Origin of the sequence: Gordonia sp. 852002-51296_SCH5728562-b, from assembly GCF_001665475.1 — a bacterium.
In the GTDB taxonomy this organism is placed as follows: Bacteria; Actinomycetota; Actinomycetes; order Mycobacteriales; family Mycobacteriaceae; genus Gordonia; species Gordonia sputi.
This window is the reverse complement of sequence record NZ_LZMI01000043.1, coordinates 106,474-132,347: the sequence shown is the minus strand read 5'-3', so window position 1 is coordinate 132,347 and position 25,874 is coordinate 106,474. Positions and strand designations below refer to the sequence as shown.

At 67.1% G+C, this 25,874-nt stretch carries 4 protein-coding genes; all 4 read left to right on the top strand.

Annotated features, from left to right (window positions below):
* Nucleotides 1-122: 122 nt before the first annotated feature.
* From A5766_RS08365 to entS, 4 genes are read left to right on the top strand one after another with little or no spacing between them, the layout of a single operon-like run.
* The gene (locus A5766_RS08365; RefSeq protein ID WP_005202869.1) at nt 123-3,401 is read left to right on the top strand and encodes a non-ribosomal peptide synthetase; all 3,279 of its coding nucleotides are present in this window, start codon (nt 123-125) and stop codon (nt 3,399-3,401) included.
* On the top strand, nt 3,398-11,014 hold the full coding sequence (locus A5766_RS08360) for a non-ribosomal peptide synthetase (RefSeq protein ID WP_064904222.1): 7,617 nt from the start codon (nt 3,398-3,400) through the stop codon (nt 11,012-11,014). Before A5766_RS08365 ends, A5766_RS08360 begins: the two co-directional genes overlap by 4 nt.
* Nucleotides 11,011-24,564 carry a non-ribosomal peptide synthetase gene (locus tag A5766_RS08355; RefSeq protein ID WP_064904220.1) on the top strand — a complete coding sequence of 4,518 codons (13,554 nt, stop codon included), beginning with the start codon at nt 11,011-11,013 and terminating at the stop codon, nt 24,562-24,564. The genes A5766_RS08360 and A5766_RS08355 overlap by 4 nt, the downstream gene beginning before the upstream one ends.
* Nucleotides 24,561-25,874: an enterobactin transporter EntS gene (gene entS, locus A5766_RS08350; RefSeq protein WP_064864442.1), complete on the top strand. Its 1,314-nt coding sequence runs from the start codon at nt 24,561-24,563 to the stop codon at nt 25,872-25,874. Before A5766_RS08355 ends, entS begins: the two co-directional genes overlap by 4 nt.

Here is a 25,874-nt window from a genome sequence, read left to right as displayed (position 1 = left end):
ATATAGAGAAGAGGCCCGCCCCTACGCTTCCCTAAGGCTAGGGTAAGCTAACTGTTCATGGTTGGCTGCTGTCGTCGATTGCCTGAGATCGCCGCATTACGGACTGCCCGGGTGGGGTGTTGATGCGCGCCACGTCGGCGCAGCAGGGATTGTGGTTCGCTCATCGAGTCGCGCCGAACCCCGATGTGTTCACCATTGGTCAGCTCGTCGACTTCGACGCTCAGCCCGAACCTGGTCGCCTCTCCGCCGCTGTCCGCCAAGCGGTCGCTGAAGCCGACGGATTGCACTCGATCTTCTCCGAACAGGGCGGGGTGTTCTCCGAACAGGACGGCGACGTGACTGTCGAGCTCGGCGCACCGATCGAGGTCGCCGATCGTGATCTCGGCGACGACGCCGACGCAATCGATGAATATGCGCAAGCCGCGGTCCAGCTGGCGATAGACCCCGCATCCGGCCCGTGCGCAGTCGTCGAGATCTTGCATGCGGGCGGACGCACGGCACTACTCCTTGTCGCACATCACATCGTGATCGATGCCTACGGCCTCGGTCTGCTCGTTCGACGCATCGGCCGCCTCTACGCGGATCCGGATGATCGCCGACGCCTCGGGAGCGTCGTCGACCTTCCGCCGGAACCCGATGCCGGTGCGAGCGCAGAATTCTGGAGCCGCGAGCTCACGGGGATCAGTGGTCCCCTGACCTTGGGCGACGCGCCGCGTAGCCATCGAATCGCAGCCGCTGTGCACACGACTCGTGCCGTAGTCGGCGGTGCGGGCGGGGCCGCGATGTCTCCGGATCGTCTCGTCGCCGCAGTTGCGGCCTTCTGCGCGCGCGTGACCGGCAGCGACGACGTCTTGATCGGCTTCCCGATGATGAACCGATTCGGCTCTCCCACAGCCAATGTCGTGTGCACGACGGTCAACGTCGTCCCGCTGCGCGTTGCGGTCGCACCTGCGGTGACGGCCGACGAGCTCGCCGCCGACGCCGCCGCGGGGATTCGCCGGATCGCTCCCCATGCGCGTTATCGCGGCGAGGACATCCTCCGCGACGCACGACGCCGCGCTGTCGACGGTGTCGTGGGACCGACGGTGAACGTCAAGCCGTTCGGCTCCACCGTCACCTTCGATTCCGGGACCCAGGGCTCCGCAGAAGCCGACTCAGCCGACTCAATTACCGCAACGGTCCGCTCGCTGCGTCGTGGTCCGGTCGTCGATCTCTCGATCACCGCACTCGACCTCGGATCGACGGAGTCCGACCGCTCCGACCTGGAACTCACACTCGACGCCGACGCCGCCATCTACAGCCGAGCACACGCCGCTCGGATCGCCGAGTCGCTTGCGGCGTTCGTCGGCGAATTCCTGCGTGAGCCAACACGTCCCGTCGGCGCCATGCGGATCGTCGACCACGTATCCGATGTGCGTGAAGCCGATGTGCCAGAACCCGGTGCGCCGGCAACCGACCGGGCACGCGTCGACGTTCTCCGGTCCGGCACGACAGCACCGATCGACCCGACCCCGCTCGATGCCCGCATCGCGACCGCCGAACCCGATGCGATCGCGGTGCGATTCGGCGACGACGCCATTGATTTCCGCGAACTCAATCGTCGCGCAGACGAACTCGTCGCACGGCTGGGGCCGGTTGCTCCCGACTCGGTCATCGCGATCGCACTCCCCCGTGGCATCGACCTCATCGTCGCGTTGGTCGCTGTGATGCGTAGTGGCGCAGCCTTTCTCCCGCTCGATCCGGGATTTCCCGCCGACCGCAGAGAAGCCAGCATCGCCGACGCCGCACCTGTCGCCGTCATCGAACCCGCCATCACCGAACTCGCCGTCGTGGCATCCGGAAACCGCGATGTTCAGATCCGGCGCCTATCCGATCCGCGCCAGCTGCCGGTCACGACCATGTCGGACGACCCTGTTGGCAACTCTGACGACCCAACCGGCGACGCCGCCGCCTACCTGATCTACACGTCGGGTTCGACAGGCACACCGAAGGGTGTGGTGATCCCGAACCGTGCCCTGCGGAACTTCACCGATCACATGGTCAGTGGACTAGGCCTGGGGCCGAGCAGGTCTCTGCTGGCGGTGACGACGATCTCGTTCGACATCGCACTCTTGGAGACACTCGTGCCGCTGTCGGCGGGAGCATGTGTGGTTCTTGCCGACAACGACGACATCCACGATCCGGCGCGACTCGCGGCGCTCATCTCGCGACACCGGCCGGACGTCGTCCAGGCCACGCCGTCGTTGTGGTCGGCATTTCTCGGTGCGGGATGGGGGTCCGCACTGGCGGATGTCGACGTCCTCGTCGGCGGCGAGCAGTTGCCGTCCGACGTCGCTCGCGGTCTCGTCGCTTCCGCGCGGTCGGTGCGCAACATGTACGGACCGACCGAGACGACGATCTGGTCGACGACGGCTGAGGTCGACGACGACACCGACGTCACCATCGGCACACCGATCGCCAATACCGTTGTCCGCGTGCTGGATTCGACGTTGCACCCGGTGCCCGTCGGACGCGTCGGCGAGCTCTATCTCAGCGGCGACGGACTCGCTCGCGGATACCGCGGTCTGCCCGGCATGACCGCCGCCCGATTCGTCGCCGACCCGTTCACCGACGGCGCGCGCATGTATCGCACCGGAGATCTGGCGCGCATCCGCCAGGACGGACGGCTCGACTGCCTGGGCCGCACCGACCACCAGGTCAAGGTTCGCGGGTTCCGTGTCGAACTCGGCGATATCGAGACCGCCCTCTCCGCGCTCCCCGCCGTCGCAGGCGCGGTGGTGACCTCCGTGGACGGGCGACTCGTCGGCTACGTCACCACGCACTCCGACAGCAGCTCGGCTGACAACACAGACTCTGCTGACAACACAGCGCTGGCACAGTCGTGGCGGAGCGAGATAGCCAAGGTCCTCCCCGACTACATGGTGCCGTCAGCACTCATCGTGCTCGATGAGTTTCCCCTCACGCCCAACGGCAAGATCGATCGACGAGCACTTCCCGCCCCCGACTATGCCGCGCAGGCCGCGCGATCGCGGCCGCCGTCGGGTCCTGTCGAGACCGCGCTCGCCGACGTATTCGCCTCGGTGCTCGGACTTCCCGCGGTCGGTGCGGAGGACAACTTCTTTACGCTCGGCGGCGACAGCATCGTCGCCGTGCGAGTGGTCAGCGCCGCGGCATCGGCCGGCTGGGAGGTCACACCACTGGAAATCTTCGACCACCCCACCGTCGAGGGCCTGGCCGCGGTCGCGCGCAGCCTCACCAACGCAGAACGCGGCCACCAGCGATTATCGACAGACCCGCAATTCCCGACAGACCAACAGTTCTCTGCAGACCGGGCGGGCGCCACTACCGCGGGGATTGACGACGACGAACTCAACGAACTGATGGAGGGTGACCTGCTGTGAGCGCAGCGCTCGAAGACGTCCTACCCCTCACCGGTCTGCAGGAAGCGATCGTCTACCGATCGACGGCACCCCGTGGCGCCGATGACGTCGATCCGTATCTGATCCTCGCCGACCTCGATCTCACGACCGTCCTCCCGCAGGAGGTCGACGTCGACCGCCTTCGTGAGGCAATCGCCACTGTCACCTCTCGACACGCGACGCTGCGGACCTCGTACACACGTCGACGGACCGGCGAACCCGTCGCGCGCGTGCACACCGCGGTCGAGGTGCAGCTGCCCGTCGTCGACATCGCCACGCTCGACGACGGACTCGACACACTGCGATCAGATGCCCGAACGACCGGCATCGCACTGAGTTCTCCTCCGCCACTGCGCTTTACACTCGTGACCGAGTCCGGCCGCCCTCGCTGGCTGTTCGTCGTGGCACACCACGTGGCCTTGGACGGGTGGTCGCTGCACCTGATGTTCAGCGAGATCGTGCGCGCGTACCGTGGCGACGCGCTCGCGCCGGTACGCCCGATCAGCGACTACGCACGCTGGATTGCCTCACGGGGTCGCGATGTCGGTCCGTGGGTCGAGGTCCTCGCGGATGTCGAGGCGTCGACGATCATCGACATCGTCGAGCCGACCACGCCAAGCGTGCCGTTACGCGCACACCTGAGCGTCGACGTATCGGCCGCGTTGCGTGACGTGGCGACGCAGTCGTCGGCGACGCTCAACACCGTCATCCAACTGGCGTGGGCGCTTGTCCTCGCTGACCGAAACGACAGCGACGACGTCGTGTTCGCAACGGTTGTCTCGGGACGGGATCCCTCGGTGCCCGGCGTCGACGAGATGGTCGGCATGCTCATCAACACGATCCCGGTTCGGGTGCGCATCGATCCGACCGAGACCGTCGGCAGCGCGCTGACACGACTGCAGCGCGAGCAACTCGCCCTACTCGGCAGCCACCACGTGCCGCCGGCCGACATCATCTCGGCAGTCGACCTCGGCGGCCCGATCTCGTCGCTCGTCGTGTTCGAGAGCTTCCCTCGCGGAGATGTGCGCCCCCACATCGAGGACGACAACGACTTCACCGCAACGCTTCTCGTCGAGGACGACCCCTCGATCGGGCTGGTACTCGAACGCCGTGGAGCCGACCCGCATCTGCTCGACGAGGTTGTCGCCTGGCTGACTATGCTCGCGCACTCGCGTGAGGAACTCCTGGGTCGCCTCACGGTGAACCCGCCCGCCACGACGCCGCCCGCCACAACCACGCCGTCAGAATCGCTCCCCTCAGAATCGCTGCCATATGTTCCCGTGGCCCAGCAGATCTCGGATGCCGCGCAGCGTCGTGCACGACGAACCGCACTCGTCTCGGGTGACCGACGCGTCGGCTACCGCGAGCTGGATGTGCTCGCGGCGCGAACCGCTCACGTACTGAGCGCCCGCGGTATCGAACCCGAATCCGTTGTCGCAGTGGCATTACCGCGTGGCATCGACATGGTCGTCGCGATCCTTGCCGTTGCCCGTCTCGGTGCGGTCGTCGCACCGATCGACCCGACCTACCCTCCGGCTCGTATTCGATTCATGCTCGACGACGCCGCTCCCGCACTCGTGCTCGACGAGCAGACCTTCGCCGAGATACGCGCCGACGCCGTCGATTCGCCCGAACGAGCCCCGCACACGCCGCATCCCGAGTCCGCCGCGTATCTGATCTACACGTCAGGATCGACCGGAACGCCGAAAGGCGTGGTGGGTACCGCTGCGGCGCTGGCGAATCGCATCGCGTGGGCCGCGCAGCGGTGGGACGGATCCGTCGTGCTCGCCAAGAGCGCCATCGCGTTCATCGACGGCATCACGGAGATCCTCGGCGCACTGGCGGCAGGCGCAACGGTCGCCATCGCGGACGACGCGTCCGCGCGCGACCCGATGGCACTCGTCGAGCTGGTCGACCGTCACGCCGTCGACCAGGTCACGGCCGTGCCGTCGTTGGCGAGAGCAATCGTCGACCTGGCCCCCGACAGCCCAGCCTCTGAAAAACCAGCGCGACCCGAACCGACCGCGTCGATACGCCGCTGGATCGTCTCCGGTGAGCCGCTTCCCGACACCACTGCTGCTCGACTCGCCTGCGCTGCAGAAGAAGTCGTGAACTCGTACGGGTCGTCGGAGGTCGCGGGAGACGTCAGGACCGCGACGATCCGCTTCGACTCGAGCGACATCTCCAGCACCCCTGGCGACACCGCCCCCACAGATGTCACTGCCGGGGTCGGCACGATCACCGTCGGCACGCAGGTTCCGGGCGCAGGTGTCGTCCTACTCGACCGCCACCTGCATCCGGTGTCAGTCGGACGTCCCGGCGAGGTGTACATCACCGGCGTCCAACTCGCACGGGGCTACCACCGCCATTCCGACTGGACGGCAACGCGATTCGTCGCCAACCCGGCAGGGTCCGGCGACCGGATGTATCGCACCGGCGATCGTGGGCTGATCACTCCGGACGGCAGCCTGCAACTGCTCGGTCGAGCCGACTCACAGGTCAAGATCCGCGGCACCCGCGTCGAACTCGGCGAGGTGGAACAGGCCGTCCTCGCACTCGACGGCGTCGACGACACCGTGGCGGTGGCCGGCCAGGATCATGACGGACACACTCGCCTCGACGTCTACGTTGCCGGAGCTCAGGCCCCCGACGCCGTCCCGGCCGAACTCGTCGCTGCGTTGCCCGCAGCGATGATCCCGGCCACGTGGACACGACTCAACTCGCTGCCCCGCACACCGGGTGGAAAGACCGACCGCAGGGCGCTTCCCGCTCCGACCTCGCCGCGCACAGCCTCTCGACGTGAGCCGAGCACCGACCTCGAGCGGCTCGTTGTCGACACCGTCGCCGACGTCCTCGGCCTCGACGCCGCGGACACCGCACGGCCGAGCGTCGACGATAACTTCTTCGACCTCGGTGGCCACTCTTTGTCGGCGACACGTGTGCTGACCAGGCTGCGCGTGGCAACCGGACGCGTGGTCGGCGTTGCCGAGGTCTTCGCCCACCCGCGACTCGCCGACCTCGCGGCCCTGTTCGCGGACGACAGCGCCGAAATCACGACTACCGGCGTCACTGACAATGCGGCAGCGGTGCCAACGCAACGCCCCGAACGCATTCCGCTCTCGCCGGCACAGCGCCGACTTGCCTTCCAGAGCGGGATCGGCGACGCCGCGTACACGATTCCGTTCGCCGTCCGTTTCGATGGACCAATCGATGCGGCGCAACTGCAACGCGCTCTCGACGGCATCGTGGAACGCCACGAGACGCTGCGCACTCGGATCGTCGACGACGCTCAGGTCGTCGACCGGATCGACGGCGCGAGGGTGCTGATCGACGACCATCACATCGAACCCGAGGATCTCGACGGGACGATCGACAGTCTCATCGGGCGCCCCTTCGAGTTGTCGGCGGATCTGCCCCTGCGCGCCGATCTCCTACGCATCTCCGACGCTTCGGCGGTGCTACTCCTCACGGTGCATCACATCGCCGCGGACGAATGGTCGGCAGCAACACTTTTCGACGAGCTCGCCGCCGGGTACAACGGCACGCCGGTTGCCGCGCCGCAGCTCCAGTACGCCGATCACACCCTTGCCGAGATCGAGCGACTGGGCACCGTCGACGATCCCCGATCACTTGTGCGCCGCCAGCTCGACTACTGGCGAGACCAACTAGCCGACGCACCAGCCGAACTCGACCTGCCCTACGACCGTCCGCGGCCGACCGACCCGGATCCCGTTGGCGGCCAAGTCGAGATCGTCATCGACGCCGACGTTCTCGGCGGGCTCCGCTCGGCCGTCCGGGCACTCGACGCGACCGTATTCATGGCAGCGCATGCCGCGGTGGCACTCGCGCTCAACGCGTCCGGAGCAGGCAACGACATCGTGGTCGGTACCCCGGTGGCCGGCCGGTCGTCGGCGTCCGTGGAGTCGCTGATCGGCATGTTCGTCAACACGCTGCCGCTGCGCACCGACCTCTCCGGTGATCCGACACTCCTCGAGGTACTGCTCCGCGTCAGGGAGACCGACGTCGCGGCCCTCGCCGCGCAGGATGTGCCGTTCGACGAGATCGTCACGGCACTCGCACCCGAACGGGCACTGAGCCGACACCCGGTGTTCCAGACGATGGTCCAGTACCGCGACCCGATCGTCGCCCCCGAATTCACCGGCGTGCGTGCAGAACCCGTCTTCCCGCACTCCCGCACCGCCAAGTTCGACCTGACCTTCGAGTTCGTCGAGCTTGCTCGCTCCGCGGGCATCCGACTGCGCGTCGAGTACGCCGCGGCGCTCTTCGACGAACCGACTGTCACTGATCTGGCAGAACGCGTGAGTTCCATCCTGCGTGCGCTCGTCGACGCCCCGAGCAGTCACGTCGCACAGTTGCGTCTGGACCGATCCACTGACCTTCCGGCGCTGCCCGCACCCGACGTCGCACCTCCTTGGCGATCCCTTGTCGACTTCTTCGCCGCCACCGCCCGCACCTTTGCCGACCGTCCCGCCGTATCCGACGGAACGCGCACACTCACCTACCGCGAACTGGACGCGCACAGTGCGTCGATCGCCGCACGCCTGCAGCGCGACGGCGTACGACGCGGCCACTCGGTTGCGCTGATCCTGGAGCGCTCGACGGACCTCGTCGCAGCGATCATCGGAGTACTGCGCTGCGGAGCCGCCTACGTTCCGATCGACCCCGCGTATCCGGCTGAGCGCATAGCGTCGACGATCGCCGACGCCGCCCCGACGGTCATCGTCGACACCGGCTACCTCGAGCGAGCAGATGACTCCCTCACTGACACAACGGCTTTCGATCCGGAACTCGCCCCGGCCGACCCGGCCTATGTGATCTTCACCTCCGGGTCGACCGGAAAGCCCAAGGGTGTCACCGTGACGCACGGCAACGTCGTCGCGCTGATCGACGCCACGACGGAACTGTTCGATGTCGACGAGAACGACGTGTGGACGCTCTTCCACTCCTACGCATTCGACTTCTCGGTGTGGGAACTGTGGGGTCCGCTCTCGACCGGCGCCCACCTCGTCGTGCCCGATCACGCCACCACGCGCTCACCCGCCGACTTCGCCGCCCTCATCGGCGAGCGGGGCGTGACCGTACTCAACCAGACGCCGTCGGCGTTCTTCGCCCTCGATGCCGCGGACCTCGCAGACACCGAACATCGTGAGACTTCTGGGGCCGTATCGGCGCTGGAGTCGCTTCGCTACGTGATCTTCGGTGGCGAGGCGCTCGACCTGCCGCGCCTACGATCATTCGCCCGGCGGTATCCGCGGACCACGTTGGTCAATATGTACGGCATCACCGAGATCACTGTCCACGCAACGTATCTGGTGCTCGATCAGCAGATCATCGATGCAACGACGGGCAGTGATGTGGGTGCGTTGCTACCAGGTTTCACCGGCCACCTGCTCGACGGATACCTGCGCCGGGTACCCGTTGGCGCCGTGGGCGAGTTGTACCTCGCAGGCCCCCAGGTCGCAGCCTGCTACCTGCAGCGTCCGGCGTTGCATGCGACGCGTTTCGTCGCCGACCCCTCGGGCACCGGTCAGGTGCTCTATCGCACGGGCGATCTGTTCCGTCAGACCAGACAGGGCGCGTTGATCTATGTCGGTCGCGCGGACACGCAGGTCAAGATCCGTGGTTTCCGTATCGAACTCGGGGAGATCCGGGCCGCACTCGCAGCTCTGCCCGGTGTGCGCGACGCCGCCGTCCTGACCCGGCCCGGACCGAGCGGTGCCGACCGAATCCTGGCCTACGCCGTCGGGGACAACGTCACTCCTGAATCCCTGCACGCTGAATCGCTCCACGCAGCGCTGCGCGACGCACTCCCCGAGCACGAGGTCCCGTCGGCCGTGCTGATCGTCGACTCGATCCCGTTGACCGTCAACGGAAAGACCGATGCCGCAGCACTTCCGGAGCCGGAGGTCGGCACCGCGGAGGGTCGTACACCGACGACCGAGATCGAGTCCGCGCTCGCCGACATCTTCGCCGACACCCTCGGACTCGCCGACCCGCCGAGCGTCGACGACGACTTCTTCGCTCTCGGCGGCGACAGCATCGTCTCGACGACCCTGGTCAATCGTGCACGGCGACGTGGTATCCGATTCACGCCGAGGGATGTCTTCACCCACCGCACCGTCGCCGGACTGGGCTCGGTCGCCGAGTGGATCGACGACACCATTCCTGCCGCTCCGTCGAACAGCGACGACGCATCGGCCACCCGGCCGACACCCATTCCGCTCCTGCCGATCGTCCAACGACTCCGTGAGATCGGTGGCACGATCGACCGGTTCAATCAGTCGCTCGTCGTCGACACCCCGGCGCAACTCGACGCCGATACTCTCCGCGCGATGGTCTGTGCACTGCTCGATTCCCATGAGGCGCTGCGGAGTTCGTTGCAGACCGTCGCAGGTGTGCTCTGGACCATGCAGAGTGCGCCCCCCGGATCGGTCGACGTCGACGACATCCTTCGGATCGTCACGCTCGACAGATCGATCTTCGACGACCCGGACGCGCTCGCCGCAGCGGTGTCGGCCGAATCCGCCGGGGCTGCAGGCAGATTGTCGCCCGCCACGGGACTGATGATCGCCGCGACCTGGTTGACGACCGACTCGCCCGACGATCCGATCGCGGGACGACTGATACTCGTCATTCACCACCTCGCCGTCGACGGCGTCTCCCGGCGCATCCTGCTCGAGGATCTCCGAACCCTCTGGGAGACGGCAGCCACCGGTGTTGAGCTGCAACCGATTCCGACACCAACACCCCTACATACGTTCGCCGCCGCGGTGACCGAGCGAGCCGCCGATCCGGCACTGCTCGACGAGGCTACCCATTGGGCGCAGGTGCTGGCACCGGGCGGCGAACTGGTGCCCGGTCGGCTCCCCACGTCGGGCACCGTTTCCGACCAACGGCGCCACGTCGTCACGTTGTCTCCGGAAACCTCGGCGTCGCTCGTCTCCGATCTACCCACCCGCCGCGGTGTGGGGATCACGTCGCTGCTCCTCGGGGCGTTGCGTGTCGCCGCAACACGCGCTCTCGACACCGGGGACCTCATCGTCGACACCGAGCGTCATGGTCGCGATGCACATGAGTTCGGTATCGACGCGGATCTGTCACACACGGTGGGTTGGTTCACGACCGTCGCACCGATCCGGTTATCCGCCACCGACGACATCGGCGACGCGATCGCCGACGCTGAGAACTTGTGGACGGCAATGCCCTCTGCCGGAGCAGGATTCGGCATGTTGCGCTACCTCAACCCGCAGTTGTCGGCCGCACTCGCCACCATGTCGCGTCCGTCGGTGCTGCTCAACTACCTCGGGCGATTCACCGTCGGCGGCGGGTCGCCATGGCAACCCTCGGCGGAATCGACAGCGCTCGCAGCAGATCCAGACCCCGGACTCGGCGTCGCGTACCCACTCGAGATCGACATCGTCTGTCGTGACGAATCGTCGGGTCCCGTCGTCGCCGCAACGTTCAGCTACCTACCAGACCACCTCGACGACGCCGCTGTGCGTGAGCTCGCCGATGCACTATGTGCGGCGCTCGATTCGCTTGCGGCGCCTGCAGAATCCGGAGTCAATCAGTGACCTCGACACGCCCCGACGGCAACGCCCCGACAGACGCAGATGCTCCTGTCCGCACACACGGCGACTCGCACGACGTCACACTGCCTGTCCTCGCGGGCCAACGCGACATCTACCTGTCGATGCAGGCATCCGGCGACCCTGCCCTCTACGTCACCGGGCTCTACGTGGAGGTCGACGCACGGACCGACGTCGAACGACTCAGAGCATCTGTCCTCGCGGTTCTCGAGAAGGCCGAAGCGATGCGCGCCGTGTTCGTCGAAGAGGGCGGCGACGTGGGGCAGCGAATCCTGCCTACTGCCGACTTCGACGTCGACGTCCGCGAGATGCCTCTCTCCGATGCGCGCGAGTGGATGGCTTCGCACCTCGCGCAGCCGATGGATGTCAGGCACGGACCACTCACCGAATGCACGATCCTGCGCACCGCCAGTACCGTGACCGACCAGGGAACCGCGCAGCCCGACCCGACACTGGTGTTTCTGAAGGTCCACCACCTCGTCTGCGACGGCATGGGGCTCGGCTTCTTCACCCAGGCGGTCCAGGAACAGTACGACGCAACGGAAGCATCTGGCGCCGCGGAACCTTCTGGGGCCTCGGATGCTTTTGGGGCTTCGGAAGGCTTTGGGGCATCCGACAACGCCCGGCCGTCACGACCCAGGGATTGGCGACTACTCCCTGTGGTCGACGCCGAGCGCGAATACCGTGAAGGCGCCGACTTCGCCGCCGATGCCGACTACTGGTTGGCGCGGATGGGCGACCGACCGCAGCCGGTGCGACTCCTCGACGACGATGTGGTGCCCGGCCGCGGAATCATCGCGTCGCGCTTCGACATTCCCCTCGAGGTCCTCGACCCGTTGCGCGCGCTGGCGCGTGATGCCGGGGTCCGACCGACCGTCCTGCTCATCGCCGCGGTCGCGGCGTTTGCCCACGTGCGTACGGGCCGCACCGACCTGGTACTCGCGCTGCCCGTGACCGGGCGCCTTGACCGCAGGGCGCGCACAACACCGTCGATGGTGACGAGCGTGCTGCCCCTGCGCGTCGACGCGGATCCGCGCGACAACCTCGCCGACCTCGCCGCTCGTACCGAACGCGCGGTTTTCGCGCTCCTCGCCCACAGTCGTTTCCGCGGTGAGGATCTCGGCCGTGCTCTCGCAGCGCAGGCCAGGAACTCGGGTACTCCGGCATCATCCGACGGCCCGTACCGCATGTTCGGTCTCGGCGTGAACGTCATGGCGAACACGTCGCGGCAGACCATTGGTGGCCAACCACTCTCGCTCCACGCCCTCGCGTCCGGGCCGGTGTCTGATGTCGAGATCCAGATCCAGGTGAGGCGTCGCGACAGGCCCGCCGAAGTCGTCGTGCGCACTGTCGCCGACGCGGCTGAGCAGGCGCACGGTGTCGGCGAGGATTTCGCCGCCTTCCTGCGGGCACTCGCCGCCGCCCCCTCCGAACGCCTCCGCGCGTTCACCCCCGACGGGCAACTCGACGATGCGATTCGATCGGTCCACACCGAAACGCACGGAGCTGCGGGCGCAGTATCGCTCACGCCTGCGTTGGCGCGACTTCGCGAACGCCAGATCGACCCGGACACATTGCCGCCCCGCATTGTTCGCGCCTGGGCGTCGTCGACCGTGACTCCGGACGCCGTCCGCGAGATCGCCTCTGCACTTGTTGCGACTCATCCTGCGCTGCGTACCACGGTGAATCGGCCCGCGCCGATCCTGTGGACGCTGACGACCGCATCCGCGCAGGACAGCACCATTCCCGTCTCGATTGCCGACAGCGCGCCGGCCGAACCGCTCGAGCGCGGCTTGACCTTTGTGCCTGCTACCGGCGAGGTGATCGCCGCGTTCGACGCAGCACTCATCGATCCCACGTCCGCGGAGATCCTCCGTACCGATCTCCAGACCGCCCTCGACGACGCCGCGGCGAGTCGGCACATCGAGGTCGACGCCCCGGACACCGAACTCAGCACTGTGGCAACGGGATTGGCGGGACGAGCGGCCGATGTCGGGGCCCTGGCGCATTATCTCGAAACGCTCGCACCGGGAGCGACGCTACCGCGCGTCGACGGCGCGACCAGCACACCGCGGGTCGATCACACGACACACACGTCTCGGGTCGACGTGGACGATCCCAACGTTGAACGTCCCACCCAGCACGGTCTCGTCGCGGCGCTGGCAGGCGCTGTCGCAGACGTCTTCGGTGCCGCCGCGCCGAAGGAGCTCCTGATCGACCTGGCTGTCGACTTGCGAGCTGTCGACTTGCGAGCCGTCGACGGTACACACGTCGGCGCACGCACTGTCGGCCCGCTGCAGGCACTCGAGCCGCTTCGCGTCGACCTGACGAATCCCTCACTCCCCGATGGCCCGAACCCGATTCTCGGCAGCGGACCGGGTCTCGACGTGCTGCGCTACCTCTCACCACAGGTGGGCGCGGCGTTGGCCGGTGCCACTGCTGCCGGGCAGATCGTCGAACCCGACGTGCTGGTCGGCGACCACGGACTGCCGACCGCGCACCCCGTCTCAATCAGGCTGTTGCGCAACGACTCTCCCGACCACACCGGCTGGTCGGTCATCGTCGACGTCGATGCGGAAGTCATCCCACATGCCGACGCCCTGGCGCACGCGATCACCGACCGGGTGATCGCAGACGCCGATCGACGTCTGGTGGCGCTCGACGACGCGACCGTCGAACGACTCACCCGCGAACACGGAACCATCGACGACATCTGGCCGCTGACACCCCTGCAGGAGGGTTTGTTCTTCCAGTCACAGGTCGACGCGTCCGACGACATCTACACCGCACAGTTCTGGCTCGACCTCGGCCACCGAATCGACGTCGAGGCGCTGCGGCGCGCCGCACGTGCGCTACTCGACGAGAATCCCGAATTGCGGGCCGCGTTCGTCGAGGTCGACGGCTCCCCAGTCCAGATCATCCGCAACGCGGTCGATCCCATCATCGCGGAGGTCGACCTCACGGCGGCGTCGGCCGACGTCGTCGACTTCGAGCTCGACGCGGTTCTCGACGCCGACCGCGTCCGCGAGATCCCGATCGGCACCGCACCACTCTGGCGTATCACGCTGATCCACCTGCCGAATGAGCACGACCGCATCGTCGTCAATCGTCGATTCCTGCTGTGGGACGGCTGGTCTGGCGGGCTCGTGGTGTCCCGGTTGCTCGCCCATCTCGAGGGCACCCCGGCCACGACTCCCGAAGCGTCGCTGCGCGACTACCTCGCCTGGATCGCTGACACGTCCGACGCCGACGCACTCGCGGCATGGCAGGCGCATCTCGACGGCTATACCGAGCCTGCGCTCGTCGCGCCGCGGGCGGTGGGGTCGACGCCTCGCGCGCCGCGTCGGATCGAGGTCGATCTCGGTGTCGCAGCGTCGGAGTCACTCCGCGCCGACGCGAGAAGTGCTGGCGTCACACTCAACACCGTTATCTCGGCAGCGTTGTCCCTCACGCTGTCTCGCGTCCTCGGAGTCACCGACGTCGCGTTCGGCTCGACCGTCGCGGGCCGCCCGACCGAGGTGCCCGGCCTCGACACCGTGATCGGACTGTTCCTGAACACCGTCCCCGTCCGAACGGTGTTGCATCCGCAGGAATCGGTGCGAGACTTCCTGCGCCGCAGTCAGGATGCCCGGGTGGCGCTAATGGCCTACGACCACATCGGGTTGGCGCGATTGCAGCAGGAGACCGGGCATCCGGTGCTGTTCGACGTCCTCTACGTGTTGCAGAACTTCCGCACCGAAGAAGAGGAGCGCGAGCAGTCGGCGCTGCACGATGTCATCGGCGAGGGCAGTCTCGACCACACCCACTACCCGTTGGCGCTCGTCGTGACGCCCGGCGCTTCGATTCGCTTTCGACTCGAGTATCGCGACGATCTGATCGACCATCGGTACGCCGACGGATTCGTGACACGATTCCGCCGCGCACTGGAGTCGATCGGTCGCGACCTCGACACCGCGGTTGCCGCCCTCGACCTCTCACTCGACTCGGACGTTGCGCTCGTCGGCCCACTCCATCGACTACCCGACACCACGGTGTCGGGATTGCTCGCCGAGCGCGCTGCGATGATCCCCGACGCCGACGCACTCAGCTACGGCGACTCGCGTCTCACCTATGCACAGCTCGACGGCGAGGTCGACCGTGTCGCGCAGGTTCTCGCAGAGCACGGCGTCGGAGCAGAAACGGTTGTTGCACTGGCGATCCCGCGATCCATCGAGACCGTGGTCGCGCTCTTCGCGATCCTGCGGGCCGGCGGAGCGTATCTACCCCTCGAACTCGATCACCCCGACGGCAGACTCCACGGCATCATCGACGACGCCGCGCCGTTGCTGATCATGACCCACAGCTCGGTGGCGCACCGATTCGACACGGTGGGCCTGCCGACGCTCACGGCCGACGACCTGCCGAACCCCACAACGCCGGAATGGGTTGCCCCCCACGTCAACCCGGATCAACCCGCCTATGTGATCTACACGTCGGGTTCGACGGGTAAACCCAAGGGTGTCATCACGCCCTACCGCGGCCTGACCAACATGCAGCTCAACCACCGCGAGAAGGTCTTCGAACCCGCCATCGCGCTCGCTCATGAGGCCGGCGTCAGCGGGAGACTCCGCATCGCGCATACGGTCTCATTCGCGTTCGACATGTCGTGGGAAGAACTGCTGTGGCTCATCGAGGGCCACGAGGTCCACGTCGCCGACGAGCAACTCCGTGCCGATTCGACAGCGCTCGTCGCCTACTGCGCGACCCACCGCATCGACGTCATCAACGTGACGCCCACGTATGCCGCACAGTTGTTCGCCGACGGCCTTCTCGCAGGCGACCACGTGCCCGCGCTCGTCCTGCTCGGTGGCGAGGCCGTCTCCGAACCCGTGTGGACCGCGCTTCGTCGACACCCGCACACCCTCGGCTACAACCTCTACGGCCCGACCGAGTACACGATCAACACCCTCGGGGTGGGCACCGACGAGACACCGACATCGTCGGTCGGTACCCCGATCTGGAACACCACCGCGCACCTCCTCGACCCGTGGCTGCGGCCGGTGCCCGCCGGGGTGCCGGGCGAGTTGTACATCAGCGGCGCGGGACTGGCACGCGGATACCTCGGACGGCCCGATCTGACGGCCGAGCGGTTCGTCGCGGATCCCTTCTCCGACGGAGGCCGTCTGTATCGCACCGGTGACGCGATGAAGATACGTCCTGACGGCAATCTCGACTTCCTCGGACGCACCGACGATCAGGTGAAGGTCCGCGGCTATCGGGTCGAGCTCGCCGAGATCGATGCCGCGGTGACCGCGCTGCCACAGATCGCGTCGTCGGCAGTCGTCGCGACCGCCGATCCGGCAGCACCCGACGTCAAACGTCTGGTGGCGTACGTGATTCCCACCGACGCGGGCTCGGAGCTCGACTACGCGCAACTGCGACGCGAGTTGAGCGCGAACCTCCCCGACTACATGGTCCCCACCCTGTTCGCCACGGTCACCGAGTTCCCGATGACCGTCAACGGCAAGCTCGACGTGAAGGCGCTGCCCGTCCCCGAGGTCGGCGGTACGCGACGCGCACCACGCACCGAGCTCGAACGTCGGCTGTGCGAGGTCTTCGCCGAGGTCCTCGGCCTCCCGGACACCGATGAGGGATGCGCGGTCGGTATCGACGACGACTTCTTCGCGCTTGGCGGTCATTCGATGGCAGCGATGCGCCTCGTCTCCACGCTGCGCGCCGAACTCGGCGCCGAATTGGCGATCCGAGATCTCTTCGAGGCCAGGACTCCCGCCGACATCGCCGCGCGCACCGAACTGACCGGATCGACCACCGACATCACGACCGGCGTTCGGCCGGACCGCATCCCGCTCTCGCCCGCCCAGGAAAGACTCTGGGTGCTCTACGAGATGGATCCCGACGACATCTCGTATCACTACGGCCACGTCGTGCGCGTGCACGAACCCCTTGACACCGACGCGCTGTCGGCGGCGATGAGAGATGTACTGGCACGCCACGAGAGCCTGCGCACCGTCTTCGAGACCACCGCGGACGGCGAGGTGCACCAACGTGTTCTCGATCCCGCAGAGGTACCCGATGTGGTCGAGGTGCGCACCGCCGGCGCCGATGTCACCGAGGCCACACGCGAGTTCCTCACGCGCGCTTTCGATTTGCGTTCGGCGCCACCGATCCGCGTACAGGTGGCGCAGGTCGACGCACCCGACGAGTCGTCGACCGTTGCGGTCCTGACCATCGCGATGCACCACATCGCCACCGATGAATGGTCGGATCGACCACTGCTCACCGACCTCACCACTGCCTACGCCGCACGGGCGACCGGTGCGGTACCCGAGTTCTCACCACTGCCCGTCCAGTACGCCGATTACGCACTGTGGCAACGTGATCGGATCAGCGAGCGAGGGCAGCAACAGCTCGATTTCTGGACCGACACACTCGCCGACCTCCCCGAGGAGCTCGCACTCCCCCGCGACCGCCCACGACGTCCCGGTGCGCCAGGCTCCGCGGCAACGGAGTCGACCATCGTCGACTCCGACACGCGTTCGTCACTCGCGCGCATCGCCGCCGACCACGGAGCCAGCATGTTCATGGTCGCCCAGGCGGCCGTGGCCACACTGCTGTACCGGGTGGGCGCCGGGGCCGACATCCCGCTCGGATCGCCGGTGTCCGGCCGCAACGATCCCGCGCTCGACGACCTCGTCGGATTCTTCGTCGACACCCAGGTGCTGCGCACCGACGTCGGCGGCCACCCACGTTTCGACGAACTCATCGACCGTGTCCGCGCAGTGGATCTCGCAGCATTCGACAATCAGGACATCCCCTTCCAGCAGATCGTCGAACACCTTGCACCGCAGCGCGTTCCCGGACGCAATCCGTTGTTCTGTGTCAGCGTCGGATACCTGCCGTTCGGCGCGATGCCCGATCGCTTCCTCGGTGTCCCGGCGACGTTCGATCACCTGACGTCCGTGTCGGCCAAGTTCGATCTCGCGTTCACCGTCGTCGACAACACCGAGACCGGCGAACTGACGCTCGCACTCGAGTACGCGACCGCGATGTTCGACGCCGCAACCGCTCGGGACCTACTCGCACGCCTTGCCCGCATCCTGCGCGCCGTCAGTGCGACGCCCGAGATCGTCGTCGATCAGATCGAACTTCTCAGCGCTGACGATGACGCGTCCGTCCGCGACGCCGAGCGCGGCGCGCTGGCGCTCGTCGATCACGCCGACACGGTGACAGATCTCATCGACGACGCCACCCGTCGGCATTCGTCGCGAATAGCGTTGTCCGACACCGATGGCGGATCGGTCGACTACGCCCAGCTCGCAGCGGCAACCAGAGGCTTGGCTGCCCGACTCGTCGACCTCGGCGTGCGACCCGGCGACGTGGTTGCTGTCCTCGTGCCACGAGGCATGGCGCAACTGGCGGCCCTACAGGGTGTGCTGCGCGCGGGTGCGGCATACCTTCCGATCGACACCGACACACCTGCCGATCGAGTAGCGACCATCCTCGACGACGCGCGCCCCGCCGCCGTCATCGTCGGAAGCGGCAGCTCGGCACCGATCGGCAACAGTGCGCGAAACAACCACAGTGTCCCGACGATCAGCGTCGACGGTCGGCTCTTCGAAGAGGACTCAGAGGCATCGATCACCAACTCTGAGCTGCCTCACGTACGCGCCGACGACGCCGCATATGTCGTCTACACGTCGGGTTCGTCGGGCAGGCCGAAGGGCGTGGTAGTCACCCACCGCAGTGTGGTGAACCTACTGCGGTGGCGCGTGCAGACGATGCCCGGCGGCGGTATCGGACACGCCGACACCGTTCTCGCCAAGACGCCTGTCGGTTTCGACGGTGCCGTGTGGGAGTTGTTGCTGCCCTTCATCGTCGGCGCGCGTGTTCTGGTCGCAGAGCAGGGCGCTCAGCGCGACCCCCGCAGACTCGCCAACATCATCGGCGCCCACGGCGTCACGACGACGGTCTTCGTTCCGTCGCTGCTCGAGCTGTTCGTCCCCCACCTACCGGGCCTCGACTCACTGCGTCACATGATCGTTGGCGGCGAGGCGCTACGCACCGAACTCGTCGACGAGGTACTCGCCGCGGCGCCGTCGCTGGCACTGATCAACGCCTATGGTCCGACCGAGACCACCGTCGTCGTCACCGATCACACCGCGGTTCCACACGCGACCACCCGCACAGCACCCATCGGACGTCCGATCGCGGGCACCGATCTCCTCGTCCTCGATACGTCGCTGCGGCGTGTTCCCGACGGCGCGGTGGGTGAACTGTACGTGCGCGGAACACCGCTCGCGCGTGGGTATCTCGGCCGCCCAGCCCGCACCGCGGGTTCCTTCGTCGCCGATCCAACCGGTGATCTGCCGGGCGCGCGGGTGTATCGGACGGGCGATCTGGTCCGACGTCGGGCGGGCGTCCTCGAATACCTCGGCCGCATCGACAGCCAGGTGAAGGTACGCGGCAACCGCGTCGAACTCGGAGAGATCGAAGCGGCGCTGCGTTCGCTCCCTCAGGTCGCCGACGCCGCGGTCGCCGTCGACTCTGACCGGGTCGTCGGCTGGATTGTGCCCGCGGGTGATTCATCGGCCGCTGTCTCGGAGAATGGCTCGTCCGTTGTCGAGTCCGTGACACGTCAACTCTCGACGGTGTTGCCGGACTACATGATTCCGTCACCCCTGGTGGTGCTCGACGCGTTTCCGCTGAATCAAACCGGCAAGCTCGACCGCCGTGCGCTGCCGACACCGACCGTCGACGGTTCGCAGGGCACCAGTCCGCGGACGTCGCTGGAATCCGATCTCGCCGAGATCTTCTCGGCGGTGCTCGGCACCGAGGTTGCCGATATCCACGCGAGCTTCTTCAGCCTGGGCGGCCATTCGCTCGCCGCCATCAAGCTGGTCAACCTGATTCGCGGCTCACTCGGGTACGACATCGGGGTCCGGACAGTGTTCGACGAGCCGAGCATCGCTCAACTGGCCGAGTGGCTCGTCGCCAACGGCGAGTCCACCTCGGCGCAATCGCATGCGGACACAACGAGTTTGCGTCGTCGTGCCGACGCCGAGCCGGTGCTCTCCTTCGGTCAGGCCCAGATGCTGACACTCGCGGGAGTGTCGGGACCCACCAGCACCTACAACGTGCCGCTGCTGTGGCGTCCGGGCGGACCCGAGGGGACAACTCCCATCGACCCCGACGTGCTGCGCGCAGCAGTCCGTGACGTCGTCGACCGTCACGAGATCCTCCGAACGCGGTACCCGGACGACCGCCCCGACGTCGTCGTCGCACCGGAGATTCCGGTCCGTGTGGTCTCCGACATCGCCGAGCTGCACGCAGACGCGGCACACGCCTTCGACCTCGCCACCGAGATACCGATTCGCGTGGCTACAACGTCCGAGTTCGCGGTGGTCACGATTCACCACATCGCCACCGACGAATGGTCGGCAGCACCGCTGCGTGCCGACCTCGATACCGCGTATCATGCACGCGCACAACAGATTGCACCCGAATGGGACGATCTCGCTCTGCAGTACTCCGACTTCGCCGCATGGCAGCGGGATCTGCTCGCCGACGACCGGGGACGACGCGAGCTGGACTTCTGGCGCCGCGCCCTCGACGGTTCGCCAGAGGAACTGTCACTTCCCTACGACCGGGCCCGACCTCCGCGTCCGTCGGGTCGTGGTGACGGAGTCCTGGTCGGCGTTCGCCCGGACACCGTCGTGGCGCTCAAGGAACTCGCCGCATCGACCGGAACGTCGATGTTCATGGTGTTCCAGGCGGCCGTGGCGGTCCTGCTGTCGCGACTGGGTGCAGGCACTGACATCCCGCTCGGATCGCCGGTCACCGTGCGCGACGACGCACGCCTCGACCAACTCGTCGGCTTCTTCCTGAACACCCTCCTGCTGCGCACCGATGTGTCGGGAGACCCGACGGTGGCCGAGCTCCTCTCCCGGGTCCGCGCAGACGATCTGTCGGCGTTCGAGAACAAGGACGTCCCGTTCGAGCAGGTCGTCGAAGCGGTGGCGCAGTCACGCTCGTCGGCGCTCAACCCGCTGTTCCAGACGATGGTGGTCTACGTCGACGGGCGACTGACCGAGTCACCAACCGACGGAAACACGGGAACCGACAAGGGTGAAGGCACCGCGCCGCCGCTGCCGACGACAGCGAAGTTCGATCTGTCGTTCGACTTCACCGAGGACGCCACCGGCGTGACGCCGCGGGTGGGTGGAGTGATCGAGTACAGCACCGACCTGTTCGACCGGGTCACCGTCGAATCGATGGCTCAGCGGCTCGTGATGATCCTGGAATTCATGGCGGCACAACAGGATCGCCCCCTGCGCGACCTCGACATCCGGATCACGACGGAACTGCGTGACCTCCATCGTCCTGCCGCTCCAGCGTCGACCTTCCCCGAATTATTCGACGCCGCGGTGGCTCGAGATCGATCTGCACCTGCGCTTCGAGGCCATGACGGCACTCGTACGTTCGGCGAACTCGATCTGCGCGTGAAGACTATCGCGGCCAGGCTCGCGGCCGAGGGCATCGGTCCCGAGGACGTGGTCGTGGTCTCGCTGCCACGCGGTGTGGTCGCACTCGAAGCGATCTTCGGCGTACTCGTCGCGGGTGCCGCCTACCTCCCCATCGAGCCGGGCACACCATCCGAGCGAGTTGCCGCGATGACCCGCGTCGCGGCGCCGCGGCGCGTGATCGACGACCTCGACGACCCCATTCTCGCTGCAGCACAGGCCGATTCGGTGCCTGTGCTGAGGCGAGCCGCAACAGTGCTACCCGACCACCCCGCCTACGTGATCTTCACCTCCGGGTCCACGGGCACACCCAAGGGTGTCGTGGTGCCCCATCGCGGTCTTGCGAACCTCTTTGCGAGTCATCGGCGCATGCTCCATGAGCCCGCACGTCGCCGTGCCGGGCGTGACCGACTGCGCGTGGGCCACGCATGGTCGCTGGCCTTCGACGCCTCGTGGCAACCACAGCTGTGGCTGCTCGACGGCCACGAGGTGAGCATCGTCGACGCCGATACCCAGCACGACGCGCAGGCGCTAGCCGGACAGTTGCGTGCCGAAAACTGGGACTTCCTCGAGCTGACACCATCACACCTGCGTCAACTCGACGGTGCCGAAGAATCCATGTGCGCCATCGGTTTCGGTGGCGAAGCGGTTCCGGACGCACAGTGGCAGCGCTATCGCGAACTCACCGGCACCGACGCCTACAACCTGTACGGACCCACCGAGGCGACGGTCGACGCTCTCGTCGCACGCGCGGCCGACGCCGAGCATCCGGTGGTCGGCCGACCCGTCGACGGAGCGCGAGCCTACGTCCTCGACCCCGCACTCATGCCGGTTCCCGACGGCGTCGACGGTGAGTTGTACCTCGCCGGAGCAGGATTGGCACGCGGCTATCTCGGTCGCGGTGACCTGACTGCCGAACGCTTTGTCGCCGATCCGTTCGCTGCCGACGGGTCGCGGATGTATCGCACGGGCGACACGGTTCGCTGGACGCGCGACGGCCAACTCGACTTCCGCGGCCGTGCCGACGATCAGGTGAAGATCCGCGGCTTCCGCGTCGAGCTCGGTGATGTCGAGTCGGCGCTGACGTCGATGCCGGGTGTGGCGACGGCGCTCGTCGTCGCGCGAGCAGGCAGGCTCGTCGGCTATGTCGTGACCGATCGTTCACCGGAGGAGAACTGGGCAGGCGAGCAGCAGGCTCCGGTGGAGCCCCCGGTGGAGCCTGCAGCCCTGCGTGCTGCCGTACGCGCGATGCTGCCCGACTACATGGTTCCCGCGACGGTTGTCGTCCTCGACGCGCTGCCCACCCTGCCGAACGGCAAGATCAATCGCCGCGCGCTGCCGGAGCCGACTTTCGAGCACGAGGTGCGTGCCCCGGAGACAGACGTGCAGCGGCGAGTGTGTCACGCCGTGGCCGACGTGCTCGAACTGCCGGCCGACCAGGTGGGACTCGACGACGACTTCGCCGAGCTCGGTGGCGACAGCATTGTGGCGATGCAACTCGTCGCCCGGTTGCGCGCCGAGGGCTTCACACTCAGTCCGCGTGACGTGATGGTCAACCGCACCATCGTCGGACTCGCAGAGACACTTCAACGCGCAGCGACCACACCGGAACTCCCCCGGGTGGCCGCTGGCGTTGTGCCTGCGACACCGATCGTCGGCTGGCTCGACGAACTCACGAGCGGCAACGCCGAGCACATCGGCGGCTTCCACCAGTCGGCGCTGCTCACTGTTCCCGCGGGTCTCGACGTCGACGCACTCACGCGGGCGCTGGGCGTTCTCGTGTCGCGCCACCACATGTTGCGTGCACGGCTCGTCGACACCGCGTCGCCGTGGCACTTCGAGATCCCCGAGATCCGCGAGGACACAACCGAATCCGGCGTCGTGCCCGAGGTGCTCGTCGTCGACGGTCGTGACGGCACTGACTGCACTGGCGGCGACCTGACCGCGCTCGCGCATACTGTCCGGACTCGACTGGATCCCGTGGCAGGACGCATGATCGCGGCCGCGTGGAGCGATCGGGGCAGCGAGCCGGGCCGCCTGCTGGTAGCCATCCACCACCTCGTCGTCGACGGTGTGTCGTGGCGCGTGCTCGTCCCGGAACTGATTGCCGCGTACACGCAGCTGACCGAAGGGGTTGCACCGGAAGACATCTCGCTCGCGCAGGTATCGACCGACTTCGGTGCATGGGCGCGCGAGTTGGCGGTATTGGACCGCAGCGGTGAGGCCGACCTCTGGCGTCAGATCGCCACCGATGTCGATCCGCTGGCCGTCTTCTCACGTCCCCTCGACCCGGCTCGCGACCGTCAGGGCACCGTGCTCCGACATCGCGTCGAGGTCGACACCGACGTCGCGCGGGAGATCCTCGGTCCGGTCGGGGCGCGGCTGGGTGTCGGCGTCGACGAGGTGCTGTTGGGCGCATTCGGTGCGGCGATCAGCACCCCGACGCTCGTCGACTCCGAGGGACACGGCCGCGTCGAACATCTGGTTCCCGGTGCCGATCTCACCGGCACCGTCGGCTGGTTCACTGCCGTCCATCCGATCCGGGTCGGCGGTACCGACGACGCGGCGACACAGGCGAGGAGCCTCGCGGCGCAACGGGCGACGATCCCGGATGGTGGCGTGGGGTACGGTCTGCTCCGGTACGGTTCTGCGGGCGAAGACGGAAGCACCGCTCGGGCGGTCACCGACCTGCCGAGTGCGGCCATCGAGTTCAATTATGTTGGCCGATATCGCGATTTCGCGTTCGACGGGTGGTCGATGGCGCCCGAGTCGGTCGACATCGGACCCGACGACGAGATGTCCGCAGGCTACGGACTCATCGTCGACGTCGCGACGGTCGACGGTCCTGACGGGCCACGACTGTCGGCAACGTGGAGCTATCAGCCGGGAATGATCGACGCGCACGCCATTGCGCGTCTGGCAGAACGATGGCTGGCTGCCCTCGCTGAGTTGGCGAAAATTGACACTGCAGAACTGGCGAGCGTGCATACCGGCGAGACGGAAGGTGGTCGATGAGCGGCAAGGTAACTGGGGTCCTGATCGATATCAGTCCCCTGCGCGAGAGCGCGGCCTTCCGCCGCATCTTCTGCGCCCGACTCATCTCGATCATCGGCATCGGACTCCTCATGGTGTCGGTGCCGATCCAGATGTACGACCTCACCGGGTCGTCGGCACAGGTCGGCGCGGCGACAGCCGTCACGGGCATCACGACGTTCGTCGGCATGCTGGTTGGTGGCGTTCTCGCCGACCGGTTCGATCGCAAGAAGCTCATTCTTCTCGGACGCACGGGCGCGGCACTGAGCTTCGCAGGCCTCGCGCTGAACGCCTTCGGTGTATTCGGCACGACGTCGGTGGTGGCTCTCTACGTTCTTGCGGGCGTCGACGGGCTGATCGGTTCGCTCTCGACGTCGGCGCTGATGGCTGCGGTGCCGACGCTGATCCCACGAGACAAGCTCGTGGCCGTCGGCGCACTCAGTTCACTGACCGTGCGGGTGGGGACCGCGATCTCGCCTGCCATCGCCGGATTGATCATCGCGGCTGCCGGCGTCGAGTGGGCCTACACCATCGCCGCGATCCTGGCGACGCTCACCGTACTGATCCTGCTGGGTCTCCCGTCGATGCCACCGACCGCGGCAACCCTTGGCGCAGAGTCGGAGTCGGCCTCCGGAGGAGCTCAGGTCAACGCCGCGGACGCGGCACACAGCGAGTCGCCGCAATCACTCCTCGAATTCCTCACCTCGCAACGCGTCGTGCTCGGCGTGATGATCGTCGGCGTCCTGGCGATGTTGGGCGCTGGCCTCGTCGCACTCCTTCCCGCGCTTGTGGCGCAGCGGTTCGGTGGCGACGCCAGGGCCACCGGTCTGCTGTATGCGGCCGTCGCGTGCGGTGCGATGCTCGGTGCCCTCACCAGTGGCTGGTTGGCAGGCGTGCGGCGTCCGGGCGTCGTGTTGCTCGGCGCACTCGCCGGCGCGTCGCTCGTCCAGGTCCTCTTCGGATTCGCACCGGTGGCTTGGCTGGCGATTGTCCTGCTGTGCATCGTCGGATATCTCGAGGCGACGCAGGAGGTGCTGCGGTACTCCCTCATCCAGCACGACACTCCCGGTCCGCTGTTGGGACGGGTGAACGGCATCTGGATGGCCCAAGAGGTCGGCGGCGTGACGATCGGTGCGCTCGTCGCAGGCGTCTTCGGCACGATCTGGACCGCATCGGATGCCATCGTCTACTACGGACTGGCGCTGCTCGTCCTGTCGATCATCGCGGCCTTCGCGCTGCGGGCGGTCGTCGCGGTGCGTAACGATCACCCGGTGGAGAGCACGCTGTCCTGA

Bases quoted from the DNA above. Each gene is read 5' to 3' on its own strand.
- entS (WP_064864442.1), top strand. From the start codon at position 24,561: ATGAGCGGCAAGGTAACTGGGGTCCTGATCGATATCAGTCCCCTGCGC.
- A5766_RS08365 (WP_005202869.1), top strand. From the start codon at position 123: ATGCGCGCCACGTCGGCGCAGCAGGGATTGTGGTTCGCTCATCGAGTC.